The following is a 17,388-nucleotide window of genomic DNA, read 5'->3' as shown; positions in this document are numbered from 1 at the left end:
CCGCTTGGGTCGTTGATCGAAAACGAAGTAGGCCGCCCCGATTGGGACGACCCAGTTGTTTGGTCTTAATTAGTCGCCTTGGCCTCGGCCAATGTTTTCACAACCAGATCATACAGCTCTTGGCCCGGCAGGCCTTGGGCTTCCATGTCTTTGATCCACTCGTCGCGGATCGGGTCAGCGGCGATTGTGCGGAATTCAGCAATCACGTCGTCGCTGATTTCGACTTTTTTCACGCCTTTTTCTTCCAGAACGCTGTCCCAACGGCCCAGCAATTCGCCGTAGTTGGCCAGATAGTGATCCAGCGCTTCGGGAATTGAGGAATCGAGCGCTTCACGCTCGGCATCAGACAGTGCGTCATAGGCGTCGATGTTTGCGACAACCGGGCAGTTCACCGTGCCGGGGTTCAAGTTGGCTGTCCACCACGTCGCTTGGTTGATCGTGCCAAAGGACAAGTGCGCGTGCTGGGCAAACGCAACCGTGTCGACCAATCCACCTTCCATCGCCTGATACGCTTCGGTCGCGGTCACAGATGTCGGAACGCCACCAACGGATGCAAAGGCTTTGCCGATGCCGCCGGTTGCACGAACGCGCATGCCTTTGAAATCGTCCAGCGTCATGCGCGCGTCACCGGTGCCGACCAGATTGTACTGTGGCATTGGCGAGGTCATCAGCAGTTTCGCGTTCCACTGAGCCATTTCTTCGGCCGCTGCGGGGTGGGCGTAGACGGCTTTGGACACCGCAACTTCTTGTGCGAGGTTTTCAACGCCCAAGAATGGCAGTTCCAGAACCGTTACAACGCGGTTTTTATCACGGTGGTAGCCCGCGCAGAACTGCGCCATTTCGAACGCACCGATAGAAATCCCGTCGAGGTTTTCTTTGTTCTTGGACAGACCACCATAGCTGATGTTCATGGTGAATTCGCCGTTGGTTTTTTCAGATACCAATTCGGCCAACTTTTCGACGTGCTCCGTAAAGGCGCGGCGTTTGCCCCAAACAGATACGTTCCATTCGGTTGCGGCTGCCTCTAGTGCAAAGGCGCATGTCAGCGTGCCAGCAATGGCACCCAGTGCAATCTTGTTCATTTTTTTCTCCCTATGTGCGGGCGCAGATGCCCAACTGAACCAGAGGCTAGCCGACCCCCCACAAGGTGCCAAGGGTTTATGTCAGAATTACCGCACAGGCGTACCGGAGGTTGTGCCTGCACACATTACCCGCATGCAGTATTGTGCACATCCTTCTGTTCAGAAGTCCTGAAATGGCGAAACGTCGACGTCACGGGATGACGACGATATTGCCAACGTGGGTCTTGTCGATAAAGGTTTGCTGGGCGTCGCGCAATTGCGACAGCGGAAAGGTTTGGGCCAGCATCGGGCGGACTTCGCCGCGTTCAATATAGCCGATCAGGTCGCCAAAAATATGGGTCGGAACCACAGTCGATCCTGTGAACGTCAAGTCGCGCAGATAGAACGTGCGCAGGTCCAATTCGACAATCGGGCCAGCGATTGCGCCGGAACACGTATAGCGCCCACCGCGCGCCAAAACGTCGATCACGGTGCCAAAATACGGGCCACCCACGATGTCGGCAACAACGGTAACCGTGTCTTGGCCGATCGCGGTCTTCAGTGCTTGTTTCAGGTTTTCAGGGCTGCGCGGCAACAGCGCGTCGGCCCCCAGACCGGCCATTTGGGCATGCTTTGCCTCCGATGCCATTGCGACGACTTTTGCCCCGCGCCGTTTGGCCAGTTGGATCAGAGCCGACCCGACCCCACCAGAAGCCCCCGTCACCAAAACCACATCATCTGCACCAACATTGGCGCGCGACAACATGCCTTCGGCGGTGGTGTAGCTGCATGAAAACGTCGCCAATTCTGCATCGGACAGCGCGCTGTCGACAACACCCACGTTGCGCCGGTCAGCAGTTGTAAACTGCGCAAAGCCACCGTCACGTTCGCTGCCAAAATAACCCGTCTTGTCGCGGTTCATCGGGTCGGACCAGTCGCGCTGCCAGCAATCTGTCATGACACGTTTGCCGACCAAATCCGCTGACCCATTGGCCCCAACAGCCACAACCACACCGACGGCATCGGCCCCTTGAATACGTGGCATCTGGATCGGCGCGCCACCCCAGCTTGGGTCTTGTTGCGAGACATCATCGTAGGCACCACCGGTCGTCGCCTCGGTCACTGTGCTGGAATACCAGCCCGAGCGCGTGTTGACGTCCGTGTTGTTCAGACCGCAGGCTCCGACTTTGATCAGCACATCGTCCGGGCCAACCTGCGGCATCGCCCAATCGTCGTGAAAGTCCATCGCGTCCATGCCACCGTGGCGGTGCAAAACAAACGCGTTCATTGTGGTGGGCAAAGTGTCAGGCATTTGGGGGTCCTCAAAGTTGGTGGTGTCACGCATCAGTTTGTGTGGTGCATCAGGTGTACGCAGGTCCGTAACCGCCAGCAATGGCACATTTGATGTCGGCTCTGATCGCTTGGCCTGCCTCCATTATCGCGATAAAAGCGCGGACAAATGCACACCACTTTTCACCCAAGGATACCAAACCCATGAGCCTTTTTGACGAAGATCTTTTCCAAGCGGGCCTGACCCAGCGCAAAGCCACATTGGGAGGCGACTATGTGCAGAAAAATCTGGATGCGGCGGATGATTTCAACCGCCCCTTCCAAGAGGCCATGACCGCATGGTGCTGGGGTTTTGGGTGGGGCGACGACGCGATTGACGCCAAAACCCGCAGCTTGATGAACCTGTCGATGCTGGGCGGGCTTGGCAAAATGCACGAATGGGAAATCCACTGCAACGGGGCCATAAACAACGGCTGCTCGATCGAGGAAATCCGCGCCGCTGTGCACGCCATCGCGATCTATTGCGGGGTGCCTCAGGGGTTGGAATGCTTTCGCGTGGCCCGCAAAGTTCTAGAGGAACGCGGGCTTTTGTAAGCCACTTCTGATTCTGGCCAAAATCGCAGGAAAATCGTCAAGGAAACAATGTGTCGCAGGGCATTGTTAACCTTTACGAAACTTACGCAACGATGCCGGCGAAATTGTCAAAGGCTTCACTGCAAAGGCTTTGACAGGCAAAAGGTGGAAAACACGGAGAAATTTACAGCCTTTACAGCTAAATTTACAAACCACAGTTGCGCAGGGAAAAAGATTTACAAGCAAACCCTTATATTACCGTAAGTTATTCCTTTCTTTTCAGATCGCGGTATTATCTCGGCCAAGGGAGGACGCGGTGCGATTGTCAGCGCCGTCGTTCCGTACGAACAGAACACACCGTCAGGAGCGACCAATGTCAGACACCGCCGCGAAAACTTTTCCTCCATCCGCCGAAATGGCTGCAAATGCCCATGTCGATGCGGCGAAATATGACACGATGTATGCGGCGTCGATTGCGGACCCGGATGCGTTCTGGGGCGAACACGGCAAGCGCGTCGATTGGATCAAACCCTACACGCAGGTCAAGGACGTGTCCTATGATTTGGGCAACGTGTCGATCAACTGGTACGCCGATGGCACACTGAATGTTGCCGCCAATTGCGTGGACCGGCATCTGGCAACACGCGGCGATCAGACGGCGATCATCTGGGAACCAGACAGTCCCGACGACGAAGCCTTGCACATCACCTACAACGAGCTGCACAAGAACGTTTGCAAAATGGCAAATGTTCTCAAGGACTTGGGCGTTGGTAAAGGCGACCGCGTTGTCATCTACATGCCAATGATCCCCGAAGCTGCCTATGCGATGCTGGCCTCTGCCCGCATCGGCGCGATCCATTCCATCGTGTTTGCAGGCTTTTCGCCCGACGCTTTGGCCGCCCGTGTCAACGGATCAGAAGCCAAAGTTGTGATCACCGCAGACGAAGCCCCACGCGGCGGGCGCAACACCCCGCTGAAATCAAATGCGGACCAGGCGTTGCTGCACACTTCGGACAATGTGAAATGTCTGGTTGTGAAACGCACAGGCGGGCAAACCACATGGGTTGATGGGCGCGACTACGACTACAACGCCTTGGCCGCCGAGGCGTCAACAGACTGCCCCCCAACAGAAATGAACGCCGAAGATCCGCTGTTCATTCTGTACACATCCGGATCAACTGGCATGCCAAAGGGCGTGGTACATTCGACCGGCGGATATCTGGTTTACGCCGCGATGACGCATGAAATTACGTTCGATTACAAAGACGGCGACATCTACTGGTGCACCGCAGACGTGGGCTGGGTCACGGGCCACAGCTATATTGTCTACGGCCCGCTGGCGAATGGCGCGACAACGCTGATGTTTGAGGGCGTGCCAACCTACCCCGACGCCTCGCGGTTCTGGCAGGTTGTTGAAAAACACAAAGTTGCGCAATTTTACACCGCCCCCACCGCCTTGCGTGCACTGATGGGGCAAGGCAACAGTTTCGTTGAAAAATGTGATCTTTCGTCGCTGAAACTTCTGGGCACAGTGGGTGAGCCGATCAACCCCGAAGCGTGGAATTGGTACAACGAGATCGTCGGCGGCGGCACCTGCCCCATCGTCGATACGTGGTGGCAAACCGAGACCGGCGGTCACTTGATGACACCCCTGCCCGGTGCCCACGCCATGAAACCCGGATCCGCGATGAAGCCGTTTTTTGGCATTGAACCCGTCGTTCTGGAACCTGCCACAGGCGAAATCATCGAAGGCAACGGCGTCGAAGGTGTGCTTTGCATCAAAGACAGCTGGCCCGGTCAAATGCGATCGGTCTGGGGGGATCACGAGCGGTTCGAAAAGACCTATTTCGCAGATTACGCCGGATATTATTTCACCGGTGACGGCTGCAAACGCGACGAAGACGGTGATTATTGGATCACTGGCCGCGTCGATGACGTGATCAACGTGTCTGGCCACCGCATGGGCACCGCAGAAGTCGAAAGCGCCTTGGTCGCCCACCCCAAAGTCGCCGAAAGCGCGGTTGTAGGCTATCCGCACGACATCAAAGGCCAAGGCATTTACTGCTACGTCACCTTGATGAACGGCGAAGACCCAACAGAAGAGCTGCGCCTGGAATTGCGCAAATGGGTGCGCAGCGAAATCGGGCCAATCGCATCCCCCGATCTGATCCAATGGGCCCCCGGTTTGCCAAAGACCCGCTCTGGCAAAATCATGCGTCGTATCCTGCGCAAAATTGCTGAAAACGACCACCACACGCTGGGCGACACGTCGACATTGGCAGACCCGTCCGTGGTGGACGACCTGATCGCCAACCGCATGAACAAGGCGTAAATCGACATGGATGGAACCGACACAGCAACGCCGCCCGTCCTGATTTTGCTGGGCCCTCCGGGGGCTGGCAAAGGCACGCAAGCGCGGATGTTAGAAGGTAAATTCGGCTACGTTCAGCTGAGCACCGGCGATTTACTGCGCGCTGCTGTGGCTGCTGGCACTGATGCGGGTCGCGCCGCTGAGGCCGTGATGAAAGCCGGCGATTTGGTCAGCGATCAGATCGTCATCGACATTCTGCGTGATCGCCTGAGCGAAGCAGATTGCGCCAAAGGCGTGATCCTTGACGGGTTTCCCCGCACCGATGTGCAAGCCACGGCCCTAGATGGGTTGCTGCAAGAAACCGGTCAAAAAATCGACGCAGCCATTTCTTTGGACGTTGATGACGCCGCAATGGTCGAACGCGTCGCAGGTCGGTACACGTGCGGCAGCTGCGGCGAAGGGTACCATGACACGTTCAAAACACCTGCAACATCAGGGGTTTGCGACAAATGCGGCGGCACCGAAATGAAACGGCGCGCAGATGACAACGCGGAAACCGTTGGCGACCGCCTAAAGGCGTATCACGCGCAAACCGCCCCTTTGATCAGCTACTATGACGCCAAAGGTGCACTGAAACGGATCGATGCGATGGGTCCAATTGATCAAATCGGGATCGATTTGTCGGCATTGGTTCAACAAAGCACAAACTGACGCAGGCGCATCACGGGCGGTGGACAATTGCGCCGCCTCGTGGCACCGCTTGCGTCCATGAGTGATGAGCAACGATTTACCCCCGGCCCTGACACGCGCGATGACTTTCGCGCGGCTATGGGTCGTTTTGCGACAGGTGTCGCGGTGATTACCACACAGTCCGAAATCGGGCCGCTGGGGATGACCGCAAATTCGTTTTCCTCGATCTCGATGGATCCACCGTTGGTGATGTGGGCCCCCGGCCGCGGATCGCGGCGTCATGATGCATTTGTGACAGCACAGTCTTTTTGCATCCATGTTTTAGGCGCGGATCAATTCGCACTGGCCAAGCATTTTTCGACGCAAGGCGACGGCTTTGACGGGTTCGACTGGACGGTTGGCGCGGATGACGTGCCACTTCTCGCGGGTTGTGCGGCGCAATTTCATTGCACGCTTCACACGACCTACGAGGCAGGCGATCACACGATGATCTTGGGCCAAATCACGCAAGCCGCCTATCGCGACGTGCCCGGTCTGATCTTTCACCAAGGGCAGTTCGGGCAGTTTCAAGCATAAGTATCCTGGTCAAACCTTAGCTACGTAATTGATGGACTGTCCGCGATCCTCAGGCACAGATCCATTCAAACGCTACTTAGCAAACGGATCGCACCTTAAGGCGCATCAATCAAATCACGCACTTGTCACGGTCGCGGTTCGCGCCAATTGACCAACAAATCACGCCATCTTTGACAACGCCCTGTATCCTTTTGTCAGGCAGACGCCTATTTTGACAAAAACCATCAGCGGATTGATCATGACGGACTACGCCCCAAAATACAAAATCGCCCGCACAATGGAGCAATTCTGCGCGCTGTTGCAAATCTCGCTCGACGACGTTTTGACTGAAATGGATCTGCCCGCAGACTACCTTGAAACCGAAGGCCGGGGCGTCAGTGCAGAGCAGTATTTTGACGGGTGGAGCACCGCAGTCGAGCTTGCCAATCGCCCCGATTTACCGCTGTTTTTAGGTCAGGCCTATGCGCGCGGCCCCTTCAACCCGGCATTTTTCGCGTTCACATGCAGCCCGACGGTCTTGGTCGGACTAGAGCGTTTGTCGGTGTTCAAACCTTTGGTCGGCCCGTTGCGTTTGGACATCTTACCCGATGGCAATGATCTGCGTTTGGTGAAATCGAGCACTGTTACCGGCCTCGATTTACCGCATCAATTTGCCGCCACCGAGATGGTATTTTTTGTCGAGGCCATGCGCATTTGCACAGGGCACCCTGTGCGCCCGTCAAAAATCGTTTTGTCTGAAAAACTGGAATGTCACGACGCGCTTGTCGCCTATTTCGGCATTGAGATCACGTATGGCAATGCCCCCGAACTCAGCATTCTCAAAGAAGACGCCGCACGCCCCTTGCTGTCCCGGAACCCCGCGCAATGGGCGACGATGGAACCCGAATTTCGCCGTGAACTAGAAGCGTTGAGTGCAGGACAAACGATGACTGCGCGGGTGCGAAAGACCCTAAGCGAGATGCTGCCAAGTGGCCTGTCAAACATCACCGAAACGGCCAGTCGCATGCACATGTCGACACGCAGTTTGCAGCGACATCTATCGTCAGAAAGTCAATCTTATCAAGCCGTTCTGGATGATACTCGGCGGACATTGGCCCTGCATTATTTACGCCATACCGACCTAAACACCGAGGAAATTTCGTTCCTATTGGCCTACCGCGATCCGAATTCGTTTTATCGCGCTTTTCAAAGCTGGACAGGCATGACGCCCAAAGCTGCGCGCATTGCGAGCTAAAGCAAATGCAGGCGATGTTTTTCAAGCAGATCTACGATGATCCGCTTGGCCTGCGCACGGTGGGCGCGGTGAATGCGCCCCGCTTCGGTCACATCGCCGCGTTTTATGGCATCAAAAACGCCGCGGTGATCGTCGTTTGATTTAGTCGGCAGAGGACGAATAAACAAGGTCATCGCGCGCGCACGACGCACCTGATCGCTCATCATTGCGACGATGCTGGTCAGGCGTGAATTTTGCCCCAAGCGCACCAATTCAGTGTGAAACCGTTCATCGGCCTGCGCCCATGCATCCAGTTCTTGATCGTCAATCGCGCGGTCCATATCAGCGATAGATTGACCCAAATCCGCAAGCGCGGCGTCGCTATACCCCGCCTCAGCGGCACGTTCTGCGGCAAGCCCTTCGAGTTCGGTCAGAACATCGTAAATTTCGCGCATGTCATCGGCTGAAACAGGCAAAATACGCACACCTTTGCGCGGTCGCAGGGTCAGTAACCCTTGGGTTTCGAGCGTCAACGCCGCCTCGCGCACCGGCGTTCGCGACATTTGCAAACGATCCGCCAGCTCGCTTTCCAAATGGTCAGAACCGGCCGCCAATTCGCCGGAAAAGATCAGTTGGCGCAACTCGTGAATTGCACGCTGGGAGCTGGATAAAGGCATGTATGCCCTCCTAAATTACTCCTCCAGCGTCACCTTTTTTCCGTGCAACGCCGAGGCATAGATCGCTTCTTCTATCTCGATGACCTTCAGATAGTCATTCGCGAGGTTCTCAAAAGGTCTGTGGCCCAAAAAGGCTGAAATCACGTGACTTTGCAACCCGTGAACACAATCGCCGCCAAATCCATCAAATATGTCCGGTGCCAGCAATTCTGTTTGAGAAATTCCGCCGAATTTACGCAAGTGAACCGACCCATCACCGGCCAAAGTCAGCGTGCCTTTGGTGCCCTCGACCAGCGCTTCGCCCATGGTGCGCCGGTGATTGTCTGCGGCGTGATCAAGGTGGCGATTGCCGTCGAAAAATGCTCGCACGCCGTTCGCATGCTCAAAGATGAAAAACCCTGCGTCTTCGCCTGCAATCGCAGGGTTGATTTGGCGCAGATCTGCGTAGACAGAAACCGGGTTCCCGAGCAAAAACCGGAACGTATCAACCCAATGCACCGCCGTTTCGTGGATCAAAAACTTTGGCATTTGTTGGAAATAGGGCTGGCGATCCAGATAGGCATTTGGCCCCTGCCCGTCCCCTGGGCGCAGTCGGAATGTCATCTGCAACACGTCGCCGAGCAGATCATCGTCCAGTGCTTGTTTGATACAGCGATACCACGGTTGGAACCGGAAATTTTCGTGCACGATAATGCGCACGCCGTTGGCCTGTGCCTCGTCTGTGATCTGGCGGGCTTGCGCTAGGGATGCACAGAACGGTTTTTGGCAAATCAGCGTTTTGATGCCCGCCGCGAGGGCCGTTCTGATCGCCTCGGCGTGGGCGTGTGGCGGTAAAATGATGTCCAGAATGTCAGGTTGCACCTGGTCCAGCATCGCGCGCAGCTCATCAAAGGCTGGCAGGCCCGTGGCTTGGGCGCGCGCGACGTCCAGATCGCATGCGCCCACCAGCGTCACATCGTCCATGCGCGCCCAACTGTCGTAGTGGAATTGCGCGAAATACCCCGCCCCTATGCAGGCCACATTGATCATGCGAGCGATAGCGCCCGCTTGACCGCAGTTGCGGCATCAAAGGTGCTGGCAATGCCGCCCAAATCACGGGTCAACACGGTGCCTTCGGAGACAACCTGCTCAACCGCTTCGCGCAGGCGAACACCGTCTGCGACCATCGCCGGATTGTCGTGGCGCAGGCCCAACCAATCCAACATCATCGCCGCAGATAAAATCATTGCCATGGGGTTCGCCGCCCCTTGGCCTGCGATGTCCGGTGCCGATCCGTGGCACGGCTGAAACACCGCGTTGTGCAGCCCGATGTCAGCAGACGGGGCCAGCCCAAGCCCGCCCATCAAGCCCGCCCCAAGGTCAGACAAAATATCGCCAAACATGTTTTCGGTGACCATGACGTCAAAGTCCCACGGCTTTTGCACCATCCAAAGAGCGGTCGCATCGACGTAGGCGTGATCGGCGATCAGGTCGGGGTGCTTGGCGGCTTCGGCATCGAACATTTCGCGGAAAAAGGCAAATGCGCGGAACACGTTGGCCTTGTCCACGCAGGTGACTTTGCCGGGGCCACGGCCAGCATCCTTGCGGGTTTTGGCCAGATCAAAGGCGAACTTGAACAGCTTTTCCGAAATGTCTCGGGTGATCAGCAGCGTTTCGCGGGCTTCGTCTTTGGTCACTTCACCGCGCCCTTGAGTGTAAAATAACCCTTCGGTGCTTTCGCGGATCAACACAAAATCAACGTCCTTGCCCGCAGGCAAATTCAACGGGGTTGGCTGCCCTGCTTTGATTGTCACAGGACGCACGCCAGCAAACAACACCAGCGCTTTGCGCAGATCGATTTGCGGCGAAATTTCGGTGCCGTCTTTGTACCGCACATTCGGCAGCCCCATCGCAGACAGCAAAATTGCGTCAGACGCGCGGGCAATTGCCATGGACGTATCAGGCAGGGATTCACCGGTTTGCGCATAATGCGCCGCCCCTGCAGCGGCCGTTTTGAACGACAAGGAATATGCAGGGTTACCGTGCGCCATGGCCATCAAAATATCGACAGTCGGTGCTGTAATTTCTGGCCCGATGCCATCACCTTCGAAAACGGCAATATCAAAATTCTGTTTCATATGGGCCCCTGTAAATCGCCAATTTAAGCTGCTTGTTTATGGCGTCATATCCTAATTGTTGTCAATGCATACATTATCGAATACATTAATGGCGAACCGATCCCCCCACAACTTTCCGAGTGGTTTGAGCATGACACCAAATCGTTGCAAGAAAAACCATGCTGCAGGCGCGCAAAACTTTGCAAAATCTTCCCGCGCCGTCATAAAGAACCTGAATGCCGCTTGCCAATTTCCCTGCGCACTGCGCCAAAAATGAGAGACCGCTGATGTTTGCCGTTGTTGTCACCCTGACCATTGATCCTGCGCAATGGGACGTTTTTTTGCCGCTTATGCACGCCAATGCAGATGCGTCGCTGACCGAATCCGGGTGCTCGTATTTTGACACGTGCACTGACCCTGACCGCCCGAACGAAGTGTTCTTGTACGAGCTTTATGAAGACGCCGCCGCCTTTGCCGCGCACCTGAAAACACCGCATTTTCTGGCATTTGACGGTGCCGTCAAAAATATGGTGATCGGGCGTGATGTGCGCACATTTGCTGGCGTGCGCCAGTGAACGCCTCGGATGATTGGGAAATTCACGCGGTCAAATATGCGGATCGCAATGCGCGCACCCGTGCGGACAGCTTTATCTTTGATGACAATCACGATGCCCCACACGCCATGGATTATTTCATGTGGCTGCTGCGCCGTGGTGATCAAAACATCCTTGTCGATACCGGCTATGACACCGCCGAAGCCAGCACGCGCGACCGCCCTATCCGCCTTGATCCGGTTGCAGCGCTTGCGCCGCTGGGCATCACGCCACACGACATCACCCAAGTGATCGTAACCCACCTGCACTACGATCACGCCGGTGGGTTGCACTTGTTTCCCAACGCCACTTTGCACCTGCAAGAGGCCGAGATGGCCTTTGCCACAGGCCCCTGCATGTGCCACGACACACTGCGCATGCCCTACACTGCCGACCATATTTGCGAGGCGATCAAGCGGCTGTATTCTGGCAAAGTCCGGTTTTATGACGGCGACGCACAAATTGCCGATGGCGTCACCGTGCATTGTATTGGCGGGCATTCGCGCGGCTTGCAGGCCGTGCGCGTCAAAACCCAAAGCGGTTGGATGGTGCTGGCCTCGGATGCCGCGCATTTCTACGAAAACCTGTACCAGCGCAAACCGTTCCCCATCGTGGTCGATCTGCAAAACATGCTGGACGGGTTCGAGCGGTTGATGACACTGGCCAGTGCGCCGAACCTGATTATTCCCGGGCACGATCCGCTGGTGCGCGACCGCTTTGCTGCAGGTGTTGCCCCTCACATTCACCGGCTCGATCTGGGGCCGATCAAGGATTTCGACACATGAAAATTGGCGTCATCGCAGATGATTTCACCGGCGCGAGCGACATTGCCCTAACCTTGGCCGAGGCCGGCATGCGGGTGTCCCAGTTCATTGGCGTGCCAGATGCTGCGGCTGACAGCGCGTTGGATGCTGGCGTTATCGCGCTCAAAAGCCGCACAGCGCCTTTGGCCGATGCAATCGCCGCGTCGCTTGCGGCCTGCGACTGGCTGTTGGCGCAAGGGGCAAGCCAGATCATCTTTAAGGTCTGCTCGACCTTCGACAGCACGGCCAAAGGCAACATCGGTCAGGTGCTTGACGCGCTGGCCGACCGCATGGGCGTTGCGACCACGTTGGTGTGCCCTGCGTTCCCCGAAAACGGGCGCTCGGTTTACCAAGGGCATCTGTTCGTGAACGACGTTTTGCTGAGCCAAAGCGGGATGCAAGATCACCCCCTAACCCCAATGACAGACCCGGATTTGCGTCGTGTTTTGGCGGCACAAAGTACGCGCGACGTCGGGCATATTTCCGCGCAAACCGTCGCCAAAGGTGGCGAAGCGATCAAATCCGCGATGACAGCAACCAAAGGACATTTGATCGTCGATGCCATTCAGGATTCAGACTTGTTCGACATCGGTGCCGCCGCAAATGGCACCGCGTTGCTGTGCGGCGGATCAGGCATTGCCCTTGGCCTGCCCTACAACTTTGGCATCGCCCCCAGCGCACCCGCTTGGGTCGGCGTGTCGCAGCGCGGCGTTGTGCTATCGGGATCATGCAGTCGCGCCACCCGCGCACAAGTCGCAGCCTTTCAGACCCTAGCCCCCAGCTATGAGGTCACCGCCCAAACCGTAATCCTTGGCGAAGCAGACGTTACAAAAATTGCCGATTGGGTGATGGAACAATCGACCTCGCCCTTGGTCTATTCTTCTGCTGATCCAGATGTCGTTCGGGCAGCACAAACCACATTTGGTCAGGATGCCGCCGCGAAAGCCATTGAAAACATGTTCGCAGAACTGGCGGCTGTGCTCGCGCAGCGCGGCATCAAACGCATGGTCGTTGCAGGTGGCGAAACCTCGGGCGCGGTCGTATCCGGTCTTGGGGCAAAAGTGCTCGAAATCGGGCCGCGACTGGCGGCTGGCGTTCCGGTCGTACGGCTTGGCGACATGGCGCTGGCTTTGAAATCCGGCAACTTTGGCGACACGAACTTCTTTGCAGAGGCCCTTGGCAAGATGGAACAATCCCAATGACCGAAGGTGCCCGCCTGCGCGAAGACATCTGCCGCATCGCCAAATCGATGTTCGATCGCGGACTGACCGGTGGGTCGTCAGGCAACATCTCAGCGCGCCTTTCTGATGGCACAATTTTGATGACGCCGACCGGCAGTTCGATGGGTTTTTTGGACCCCGCACGCATTAGTCATCTGGACGAAAACCTGACCCTGCTGTCAGGCGACCAACCGACCAAAGAAATCCCGCTGCACACCGCGTTTTATGACACCCGCAGTCAGACCGGCGCCGTTGTGCATTTGCATTCGACCCATTCGGTGGCGCTGTCGATGTTGCCGGACACGGACGCAGACAACATGCTGCCGCCAGTGACCCCCTACGCAATTATGAAACTAGGCCGCGTGAAATTGCTGCCGTTTTTCATGCCGGGTGATGCAGGTATGGGCGATGCGGTGCGCGGGCTTACTGGCAAGCGGAGTGCCGTCGTTTTGGCCAATCACGGCCCCGTTGTCGCTGGGAAAGACGTGTGGGCCGCCGCCTATGCCATTGAAGAACTTGAGGAAACAGCGAAACTGGCGTTGCTTACCAAAGGAATGGATCCGCGCATGTTGTCGCCAGATCAGGTCGGAAAACTGGTCACCCAGTTTGATGTGGATTGGGGATGATTTTTACCCGCTATGCGGTCTATTTGACACCTGACCCGGGGCCGTTGGCACAGGCCGGCGCGACGTGGTTAGGCTGGGATATCGCGACGGGATCTGCGGTTGGGACCCCTGATGACAGTATCACAAAACGGCCACGAAAGTACGGATTTCACGGCACAATCAAACCACCATTTCGGTTGATTGATGGCCAAACACCAGACGGGTTAAAACACGCATTCAAACGCTTTTGTGCTGATGTCCGACCGGTCATGCTGCAAGGGCTGACGCTTGCACAGATCGGCGGCTTTATCGCACTTGTACCCACCGGTGATGTTTCGGAACTTGCTAATCTCGCAGGGCGCGCAGTTTCAGATTTGGACAGTTTTCGCGCACCGCCAACGGACCAAGACCTCGTCCGTCGCCGCCAAGCCCGCCTGACTGCGGATCAAGATGCAAATCTGTTAAAATGGGGATATCCTTATGTTTTCAAAGACTTTCGATTTCACATGACCCTCACAGGCCCATTAAAACGCGATCAACTCGACACCGTTATAACGCAAGCAAACGATCATTTCGCACCCTGCTTGCCCGCCCCGTTTTCAATCAAATCATTGACCCTAAGCGGCGAGCGCGAAGACGGCATGTTTCAGGAAATCTTGCGCTGTCCCTTAGGATAACGGGCTAAAACGGGATGTCATCGCACCCAGAAATAAAACGCGATACGACGTTCTTGGTTCCAGCTTTTTCGAACGCAATTTCCAGCTTATCGCCTTCAATTCCAGTGACAACACCGTAGCCAAATTTCTGATGAAACACCCGTTCGCCCATCGTAAAACTGCTGACCGCTTGCAGATCAATCACCGTATTTCGGTTCTCCTTGGGTTGGCTGACGGGGCGTTCTTGGGCGCGCGATTGCAGACGCTTCCAGCCCGGGGAATTGTAGACATTTGCCTCTCCTGCCGCCTCGTGCAGCGACGATTTCGGGGCCGCGGCACCGTAGCCGCCGCCGTACAAACCGGGCGGCGTTAGCACGTCCACATGGTCTTCTGGCAGTTCGTCAATAAAGCGGGATGGCAAGGAGGATTGCCATTGACCAAAGACGCGGCGGTTGGCGGCAAAGCTGATCGTGCACACCTCTTCTGCCCGCGTGATGCCAACATAAGCCAATCGACGTTCTTCTTCTAAGCCTTTGATTCCGCTTTCGTCCATAGATCGTTGCGACGGGAAAAGCCCGTCTTCCCACCCAGGTAAAAACACCTGCGGGAATTCCAAACCTTTGGCTGCGTGCAACGTCATGATCGACACTTTCGCGCCGCCATCGTCGCTTTCGTTGTCCATAATCAGGCTGACGTGCTCAAGAAACCCTTGCAGATTTTCGAACTGTTCCAGCGCTTTGACCAGCTCTTTGAGGTTCTCCAATCGCCCAGGGGAATCTGGGTTTTTGTCGTTTTGCCAATGCGCCGTATAGCCGCTTTCATCCAGAATTATTTGCGCCAATTCAAAGTGGTTCAGTTCGGGCTCGCCGTACTCAACCCGCTCGGGCGCACCGTCATCAATGACGTCATCGTCGCCGATAGTCCGCGCAACGACGGGTCCACGCGTCATTTTTGACCACCGCGCAAGACCGTCCACGAGCTTGCTCAGCTCCTTGGCACCTTTGCCTTTGATCAAGCCTTGCTCGACGGCCAAACGCGCACCTTCGACCAAGGTCACACCGTTGCTGCGCGCGGTCATTTGGATCGTCTGTTGTGCCTTATCGCCCAGCCCGCGTTTGGGCGTATTCATGATCCGCTCAAACGACAAATCGTTGTCGGGGCTGATCACAACGCGAAAATAGGCCATGGCATCGCGGATCTCCATCCGCTCGTAAAACCGGGGGCCGCCGATAACGCGGTACGGCAACCCGATGGTCAAAAACCGGTCCTCGAACGCGCGCATCTGATGCGAGGCACGCACCAAAATCGCCATTTCATCCAATGACTTGGGGGCCATTCCTCGTGTACCACTTTGAGACGATTCAATCTCGTCGCCAATCCAGCGTGCTTCTTCTTCGCCGTCCCAGTGACCGATCAGACGAACTTTTTCACCTGTCGTTTCTTCGGTCCACAGCTCTTTGCCAAGGCGCCCCGTATTGCCTTTGATCACCCCAGATGCCGCGCCCAAAATATGCGGGGTGGAGCGGTAATTCTGTTCCAATCGGACGACATGACAGCCAGGGAAATCGGTTTCGAACTTCAGGATGTTGCCCACTTCGGCCCCACGCCAACCGTAGATCGACTGGTCATCGTCACCGACACAGCAGATGTTTTTGTGCCCAGCCGCCAGCAATCGCAGCCAAAGATATTGGGCGACGTTGGTATCTTGGTATTCGTCAACAAGGATGAATTTGAACCAGCGCTGGTACTGCTGCAACACGTCCGGATGGTTCTGGAAAATCGTCACCATGTGCAACAAAAGATCGCCAAAATCTGTCGCGTTTAATTCTTTTAGGCGGGTTTGATACTGCGCATACAGCTCAATACCTTTGTGATTGTATGCCCCAGAATCCGCGGCCGGCACTTTGTCCGGCGTCAAAGCACGGTTTTTCCAGCCATCGATAATGTTCGCCAACTGGCGCGCGGGCCAGCGTTTGTCGTCAATCTCGGCGGCGCGGACAAGTTGTTTCAGCAGTCGCACCTGATCGTCGGTGTCCAGAATGGTAAAGTTGCTTTTCAACCCGACCAATTCCGCATGACGGCGCAGCAACTTCACACAGATCGCGTGAAAGGTACCCAACCACGGCATGCCTTCGATGCCGACGCGATTCTTCATTTCGCGCGCGGCTTTGTTGGTAAAGGTCACGGCCAACACTTCGTTCGGGCGCGCATGCCCTGTGTTCAGCAAATGGATGATGCGGGCGGTCAACGCGCGGGTTTTGCCCGTACCAGCGCCCGCCAACATCAAAACCGGGCCATCGACATGCAAAACCGCGGCACGTTGCTCGGGATTCAATCCCTCGAGATAGGGTTGCGGACGCGCGGCCATCGCGCGCGAAGATAGGGATGCGCCTTCAAAGGCGTCCATTTCGTCATAACTGCTCATGGGCCGCACCATAGCGCGGCCCTGCGTAAAGCGAAAGCTGTTCTTGCTATGTTCCCGACATCAAATTTGAACCCATGCAGACAGGGATCAGGAGGCTTCGGCGAAATCGTGCAATGGTGCGATCACACGCGTCACCAGCGGTGATTGTGGCACGATAGCTGTAGCGTTTGGCACCATGATTTTGGCATCCGTCGACGCAGGCGAATAACACTTTCGCGCACGCAAGGACGCAAGGCCCAATTGTACAGCAAAGGTGTTGGAAACGTCCTCACCCAGCACACAATGCAATGACGGAAAATGCGGCAGCAGTTCATCATGATCCGTGCCAACATCAGGCGTTCGCAGGATCGTCACAAGATGCGGATTGCGTTCTTCTGCCATACCCAACAGATCGCCGAACGCATCCCCGATCGCGGTTTTTTCGATGACCAACAGATCAACCGACATGCGTGAAATGCAGATTTCTGCGACATGGACACTTGCGGTTCCTGTCACATAAACACCCGCCTCCATCAATGAGATTAGGCTGTGATCTAGGCGTGCGGCCTCTTTGTCGATTATTAGTGCCTGCATGTGTTCAGCTCCTGGAATGAATGCGT

General features: G+C 56.2%; 18 protein-coding genes. 10 read left to right on the top strand and 8 right to left on the bottom strand.

Features of this window, described 5'->3' with window-relative positions:
- Positions 1 to 65: 65 nt before the first annotated feature.
- The 3 genes from ACFIO0_RS03720 to ACFIO0_RS03710 form a co-directional block, all read right to left on the bottom strand.
- On the bottom strand, positions 66 to 1,082 hold the full coding sequence (locus tag ACFIO0_RS03720) for a TRAP transporter substrate-binding protein DctP (RefSeq protein ID WP_390913708.1): 1,017 nt from the start codon (positions 1,080 to 1,082) through the stop codon (positions 66 to 68).
- Between the two features lie 190 nt (positions 1,083 to 1,272).
- The gene (locus ACFIO0_RS03715; protein WP_390913707.1) at positions 1,273 to 2,406 is read right to left on the bottom strand and encodes a zinc-binding dehydrogenase; all 1,134 of its coding nucleotides are present in this window, start codon (positions 2,404 to 2,406) and stop codon (positions 1,273 to 1,275) included.
- Positions 2,407 to 2,422: 16 nt separating this feature from the next.
- Entirely contained in the window at positions 2,423 to 2,557 is a 135-nt protein-coding gene (locus ACFIO0_RS03710) for a hypothetical protein (protein WP_390913705.1), read from the bottom strand.
- Between ACFIO0_RS03710 and ACFIO0_RS03705 the strand changes: the two genes are divergently transcribed.
- The 5 genes from ACFIO0_RS03705 (at position 2,556) to ACFIO0_RS03685 (ending at position 7,735) form a co-directional block, all read left to right on the top strand.
- Positions 2,556 to 2,945, top strand: coding sequence for a carboxymuconolactone decarboxylase family protein (locus tag ACFIO0_RS03705; RefSeq protein WP_390913703.1), 390 nt, complete (start codon positions 2,556 to 2,558; stop codon positions 2,943 to 2,945). The genes ACFIO0_RS03710 and ACFIO0_RS03705 overlap by 2 nt on opposite strands.
- A gap of 352 nt (positions 2,946 to 3,297) precedes the next feature.
- The gene (gene acs / locus ACFIO0_RS03700; protein ID WP_390913701.1) at positions 3,298 to 5,256 is read left to right on the top strand and encodes an acetate--CoA ligase; all 1,959 of its coding nucleotides are present in this window, start codon (positions 3,298 to 3,300) and stop codon (positions 5,254 to 5,256) included.
- A 6-nt stretch (positions 5,257 to 5,262) separates the two neighbouring features.
- The gene (locus tag ACFIO0_RS03695) at positions 5,263 to 5,946 is read left to right on the top strand and encodes an adenylate kinase (RefSeq protein WP_390913699.1); all 684 of its coding nucleotides are present in this window, start codon (positions 5,263 to 5,265) and stop codon (positions 5,944 to 5,946) included.
- A gap of 57 nt (positions 5,947 to 6,003) precedes the next feature.
- Complete coding sequence (locus ACFIO0_RS03690; protein ID WP_390913697.1) at positions 6,004 to 6,501, top strand: flavin reductase; 498 nt, start codon at positions 6,004 to 6,006, stop codon at positions 6,499 to 6,501.
- A 238-nt stretch (positions 6,502 to 6,739) separates the two neighbouring features.
- Positions 6,740 to 7,735, top strand: coding sequence for an AraC family transcriptional regulator ligand-binding domain-containing protein (locus tag ACFIO0_RS03685; RefSeq protein ID WP_390913695.1), 996 nt, complete (start codon positions 6,740 to 6,742; stop codon positions 7,733 to 7,735).
- Here the strand turns inward: ACFIO0_RS03685 and ACFIO0_RS03680 are convergent.
- Genes ACFIO0_RS03680 through ACFIO0_RS03670 form a run of 3 tightly spaced genes read right to left on the bottom strand, consistent with a single transcriptional unit; the run spans position 7,732 to position 10,508 of the window.
- Positions 7,732 to 8,391 carry an FCD domain-containing protein gene (locus tag ACFIO0_RS03680; protein ID WP_390913693.1) on the bottom strand — a complete coding sequence of 220 codons (660 nt, stop codon included), beginning with the start codon at positions 8,389 to 8,391 and terminating at the stop codon, positions 7,732 to 7,734. The two genes, ACFIO0_RS03685 and ACFIO0_RS03680, sit on opposite strands and share 4 nt — an antisense overlap.
- Before the next feature lie 15 nt (positions 8,392 to 8,406).
- Positions 8,407 to 9,420 (bottom strand): Gfo/Idh/MocA family oxidoreductase, encoded by a 1,014-nt coding sequence (locus ACFIO0_RS03675; protein WP_390913691.1) that lies wholly within the window; start codon positions 9,418 to 9,420, stop codon positions 8,407 to 8,409.
- Complete coding sequence (locus ACFIO0_RS03670; protein ID WP_390913689.1) at positions 9,417 to 10,508, bottom strand: isocitrate/isopropylmalate family dehydrogenase; 1,092 nt, start codon at positions 10,506 to 10,508, stop codon at positions 9,417 to 9,419. The genes ACFIO0_RS03675 and ACFIO0_RS03670 overlap by 4 nt, the downstream gene beginning before the upstream one ends.
- A gap of 266 nt (positions 10,509 to 10,774) precedes the next feature.
- On the opposite strand from ACFIO0_RS03670, the gene ACFIO0_RS03665 reads away from it, so the two are divergent.
- The 5 genes from ACFIO0_RS03665 to ACFIO0_RS03645 are packed head-to-tail and all read left to right on the top strand — an operon-like array spanning position 10,775 to position 14,385.
- Entirely contained in the window at positions 10,775 to 11,062 is a 288-nt protein-coding gene (locus ACFIO0_RS03665; RefSeq protein ID WP_390913688.1) for an antibiotic biosynthesis monooxygenase, read from the top strand.
- Positions 11,059 to 11,865 carry an MBL fold metallo-hydrolase gene (locus tag ACFIO0_RS03660; RefSeq protein ID WP_390913686.1) on the top strand — a complete coding sequence of 269 codons (807 nt, stop codon included), beginning with the start codon at positions 11,059 to 11,061 and terminating at the stop codon, positions 11,863 to 11,865. The genes ACFIO0_RS03665 and ACFIO0_RS03660 overlap by 4 nt, the downstream gene beginning before the upstream one ends.
- On the top strand, positions 11,862 to 13,085 hold the full coding sequence (otnK, locus tag ACFIO0_RS03655) for a 3-oxo-tetronate kinase (RefSeq protein ID WP_390913684.1): 1,224 nt from the start codon (positions 11,862 to 11,864) through the stop codon (positions 13,083 to 13,085). Before ACFIO0_RS03660 ends, otnK begins: the two co-directional genes overlap by 4 nt.
- On the top strand, positions 13,082 to 13,729 hold the full coding sequence (gene otnC, locus ACFIO0_RS03650) for a 3-oxo-tetronate 4-phosphate decarboxylase (protein ID WP_390913682.1): 648 nt from the start codon (positions 13,082 to 13,084) through the stop codon (positions 13,727 to 13,729). The genes otnK and otnC overlap by 4 nt, the downstream gene beginning before the upstream one ends.
- The gene (locus ACFIO0_RS03645; RefSeq protein ID WP_390913680.1) at positions 13,726 to 14,385 is read left to right on the top strand and encodes a DUF1045 domain-containing protein; all 660 of its coding nucleotides are present in this window, start codon (positions 13,726 to 13,728) and stop codon (positions 14,383 to 14,385) included. The genes otnC and ACFIO0_RS03645 overlap by 4 nt, the downstream gene beginning before the upstream one ends.
- 4 nt (positions 14,386 to 14,389) lie before the next feature.
- On the opposite strand, the gene ACFIO0_RS03640 is transcribed toward ACFIO0_RS03645, so the two are convergent.
- Positions 14,390 to 16,789 (bottom strand): UvrD-helicase domain-containing protein, encoded by a 2,400-nt coding sequence (locus ACFIO0_RS03640; protein WP_390913679.1) that lies wholly within the window; start codon positions 16,787 to 16,789, stop codon positions 14,390 to 14,392.
- A gap of 87 nt (positions 16,790 to 16,876) precedes the next feature.
- Positions 16,877 to 17,362 carry a hypothetical protein gene (locus ACFIO0_RS03635; protein ID WP_390913678.1) on the bottom strand — a complete coding sequence of 162 codons (486 nt, stop codon included), beginning with the start codon at positions 17,360 to 17,362 and terminating at the stop codon, positions 16,877 to 16,879.
- Positions 17,363 to 17,388: the final 26 nt, after the last annotated feature.

The organism is Pseudosulfitobacter sp. SM2401 (assembly GCF_042932805.1).
GTDB lineage: Bacteria > Pseudomonadota > Alphaproteobacteria > Rhodobacterales > Rhodobacteraceae > Ascidiaceihabitans.
Note: the sequence above shows the minus strand (reverse complement) of the source record. Positions and strands in the feature narration are given on the sequence as shown.

Excerpts from the sequence above, each read along its gene's own strand:
- otnC (WP_390913682.1), top strand. The coding sequence starts at position 13,082 with ATGACCGAAGGTGCCCGCCTGCGCGAAGACATCTGCCGCATCGCCAAA.
- ACFIO0_RS03685 (WP_390913695.1), top strand. The coding sequence starts at position 6,740 with ATGACGGACTACGCCCCAAAATACAAAATCGCCCGCACAATGGAGCAA.
- ACFIO0_RS03710 (WP_390913705.1), bottom strand. The coding sequence starts at position 2,557 with ATGGGTTTGGTATCCTTGGGTGAAAAGTGGTGTGCATTTGTCCGCGCT.
- ACFIO0_RS03720 (WP_390913708.1), bottom strand. The coding sequence starts at position 1,082 with ATGAACAAGATTGCACTGGGTGCCATTGCTGGCACGCTGACATGCGCC.
- ACFIO0_RS03680 (WP_390913693.1), bottom strand. The coding sequence starts at position 8,391 with ATGCCTTTATCCAGCTCCCAGCGTGCAATTCACGAGTTGCGCCAACTG.
- ACFIO0_RS03690 (WP_390913697.1), top strand. The coding sequence starts at position 6,004 with ATGAGTGATGAGCAACGATTTACCCCCGGCCCTGACACGCGCGATGAC.
- ACFIO0_RS03695 (WP_390913699.1), top strand. The coding sequence starts at position 5,263 with ATGGATGGAACCGACACAGCAACGCCGCCCGTCCTGATTTTGCTGGGC.
- ACFIO0_RS03675 (WP_390913691.1), bottom strand. The coding sequence starts at position 9,420 with ATGATCAATGTGGCCTGCATAGGGGCGGGGTATTTCGCGCAATTCCAC.
- otnK (WP_390913684.1), top strand. The coding sequence starts at position 11,862 with ATGAAAATTGGCGTCATCGCAGATGATTTCACCGGCGCGAGCGACATT.
- ACFIO0_RS03640 (WP_390913679.1), bottom strand. The coding sequence starts at position 16,789 with ATGAGCAGTTATGACGAAATGGACGCCTTTGAAGGCGCATCCCTATCT.
- ACFIO0_RS03635 (WP_390913678.1), bottom strand. The coding sequence starts at position 17,362 with ATGCAGGCACTAATAATCGACAAAGAGGCCGCACGCCTAGATCACAGC.
- acs (WP_390913701.1), top strand. The coding sequence starts at position 3,298 with ATGTCAGACACCGCCGCGAAAACTTTTCCTCCATCCGCCGAAATGGCT.
- ACFIO0_RS03705 (WP_390913703.1), top strand. The coding sequence starts at position 2,556 with ATGAGCCTTTTTGACGAAGATCTTTTCCAAGCGGGCCTGACCCAGCGC.
- ACFIO0_RS03715 (WP_390913707.1), bottom strand. The coding sequence starts at position 2,406 with ATGCGTGACACCACCAACTTTGAGGACCCCCAAATGCCTGACACTTTG.
- ACFIO0_RS03670 (WP_390913689.1), bottom strand. The coding sequence starts at position 10,508 with ATGAAACAGAATTTTGATATTGCCGTTTTCGAAGGTGATGGCATCGGG.
- ACFIO0_RS03665 (WP_390913688.1), top strand. The coding sequence starts at position 10,775 with ATGTTTGCCGTTGTTGTCACCCTGACCATTGATCCTGCGCAATGGGAC.
- ACFIO0_RS03645 (WP_390913680.1), top strand. The coding sequence starts at position 13,726 with ATGATTTTTACCCGCTATGCGGTCTATTTGACACCTGACCCGGGGCCG.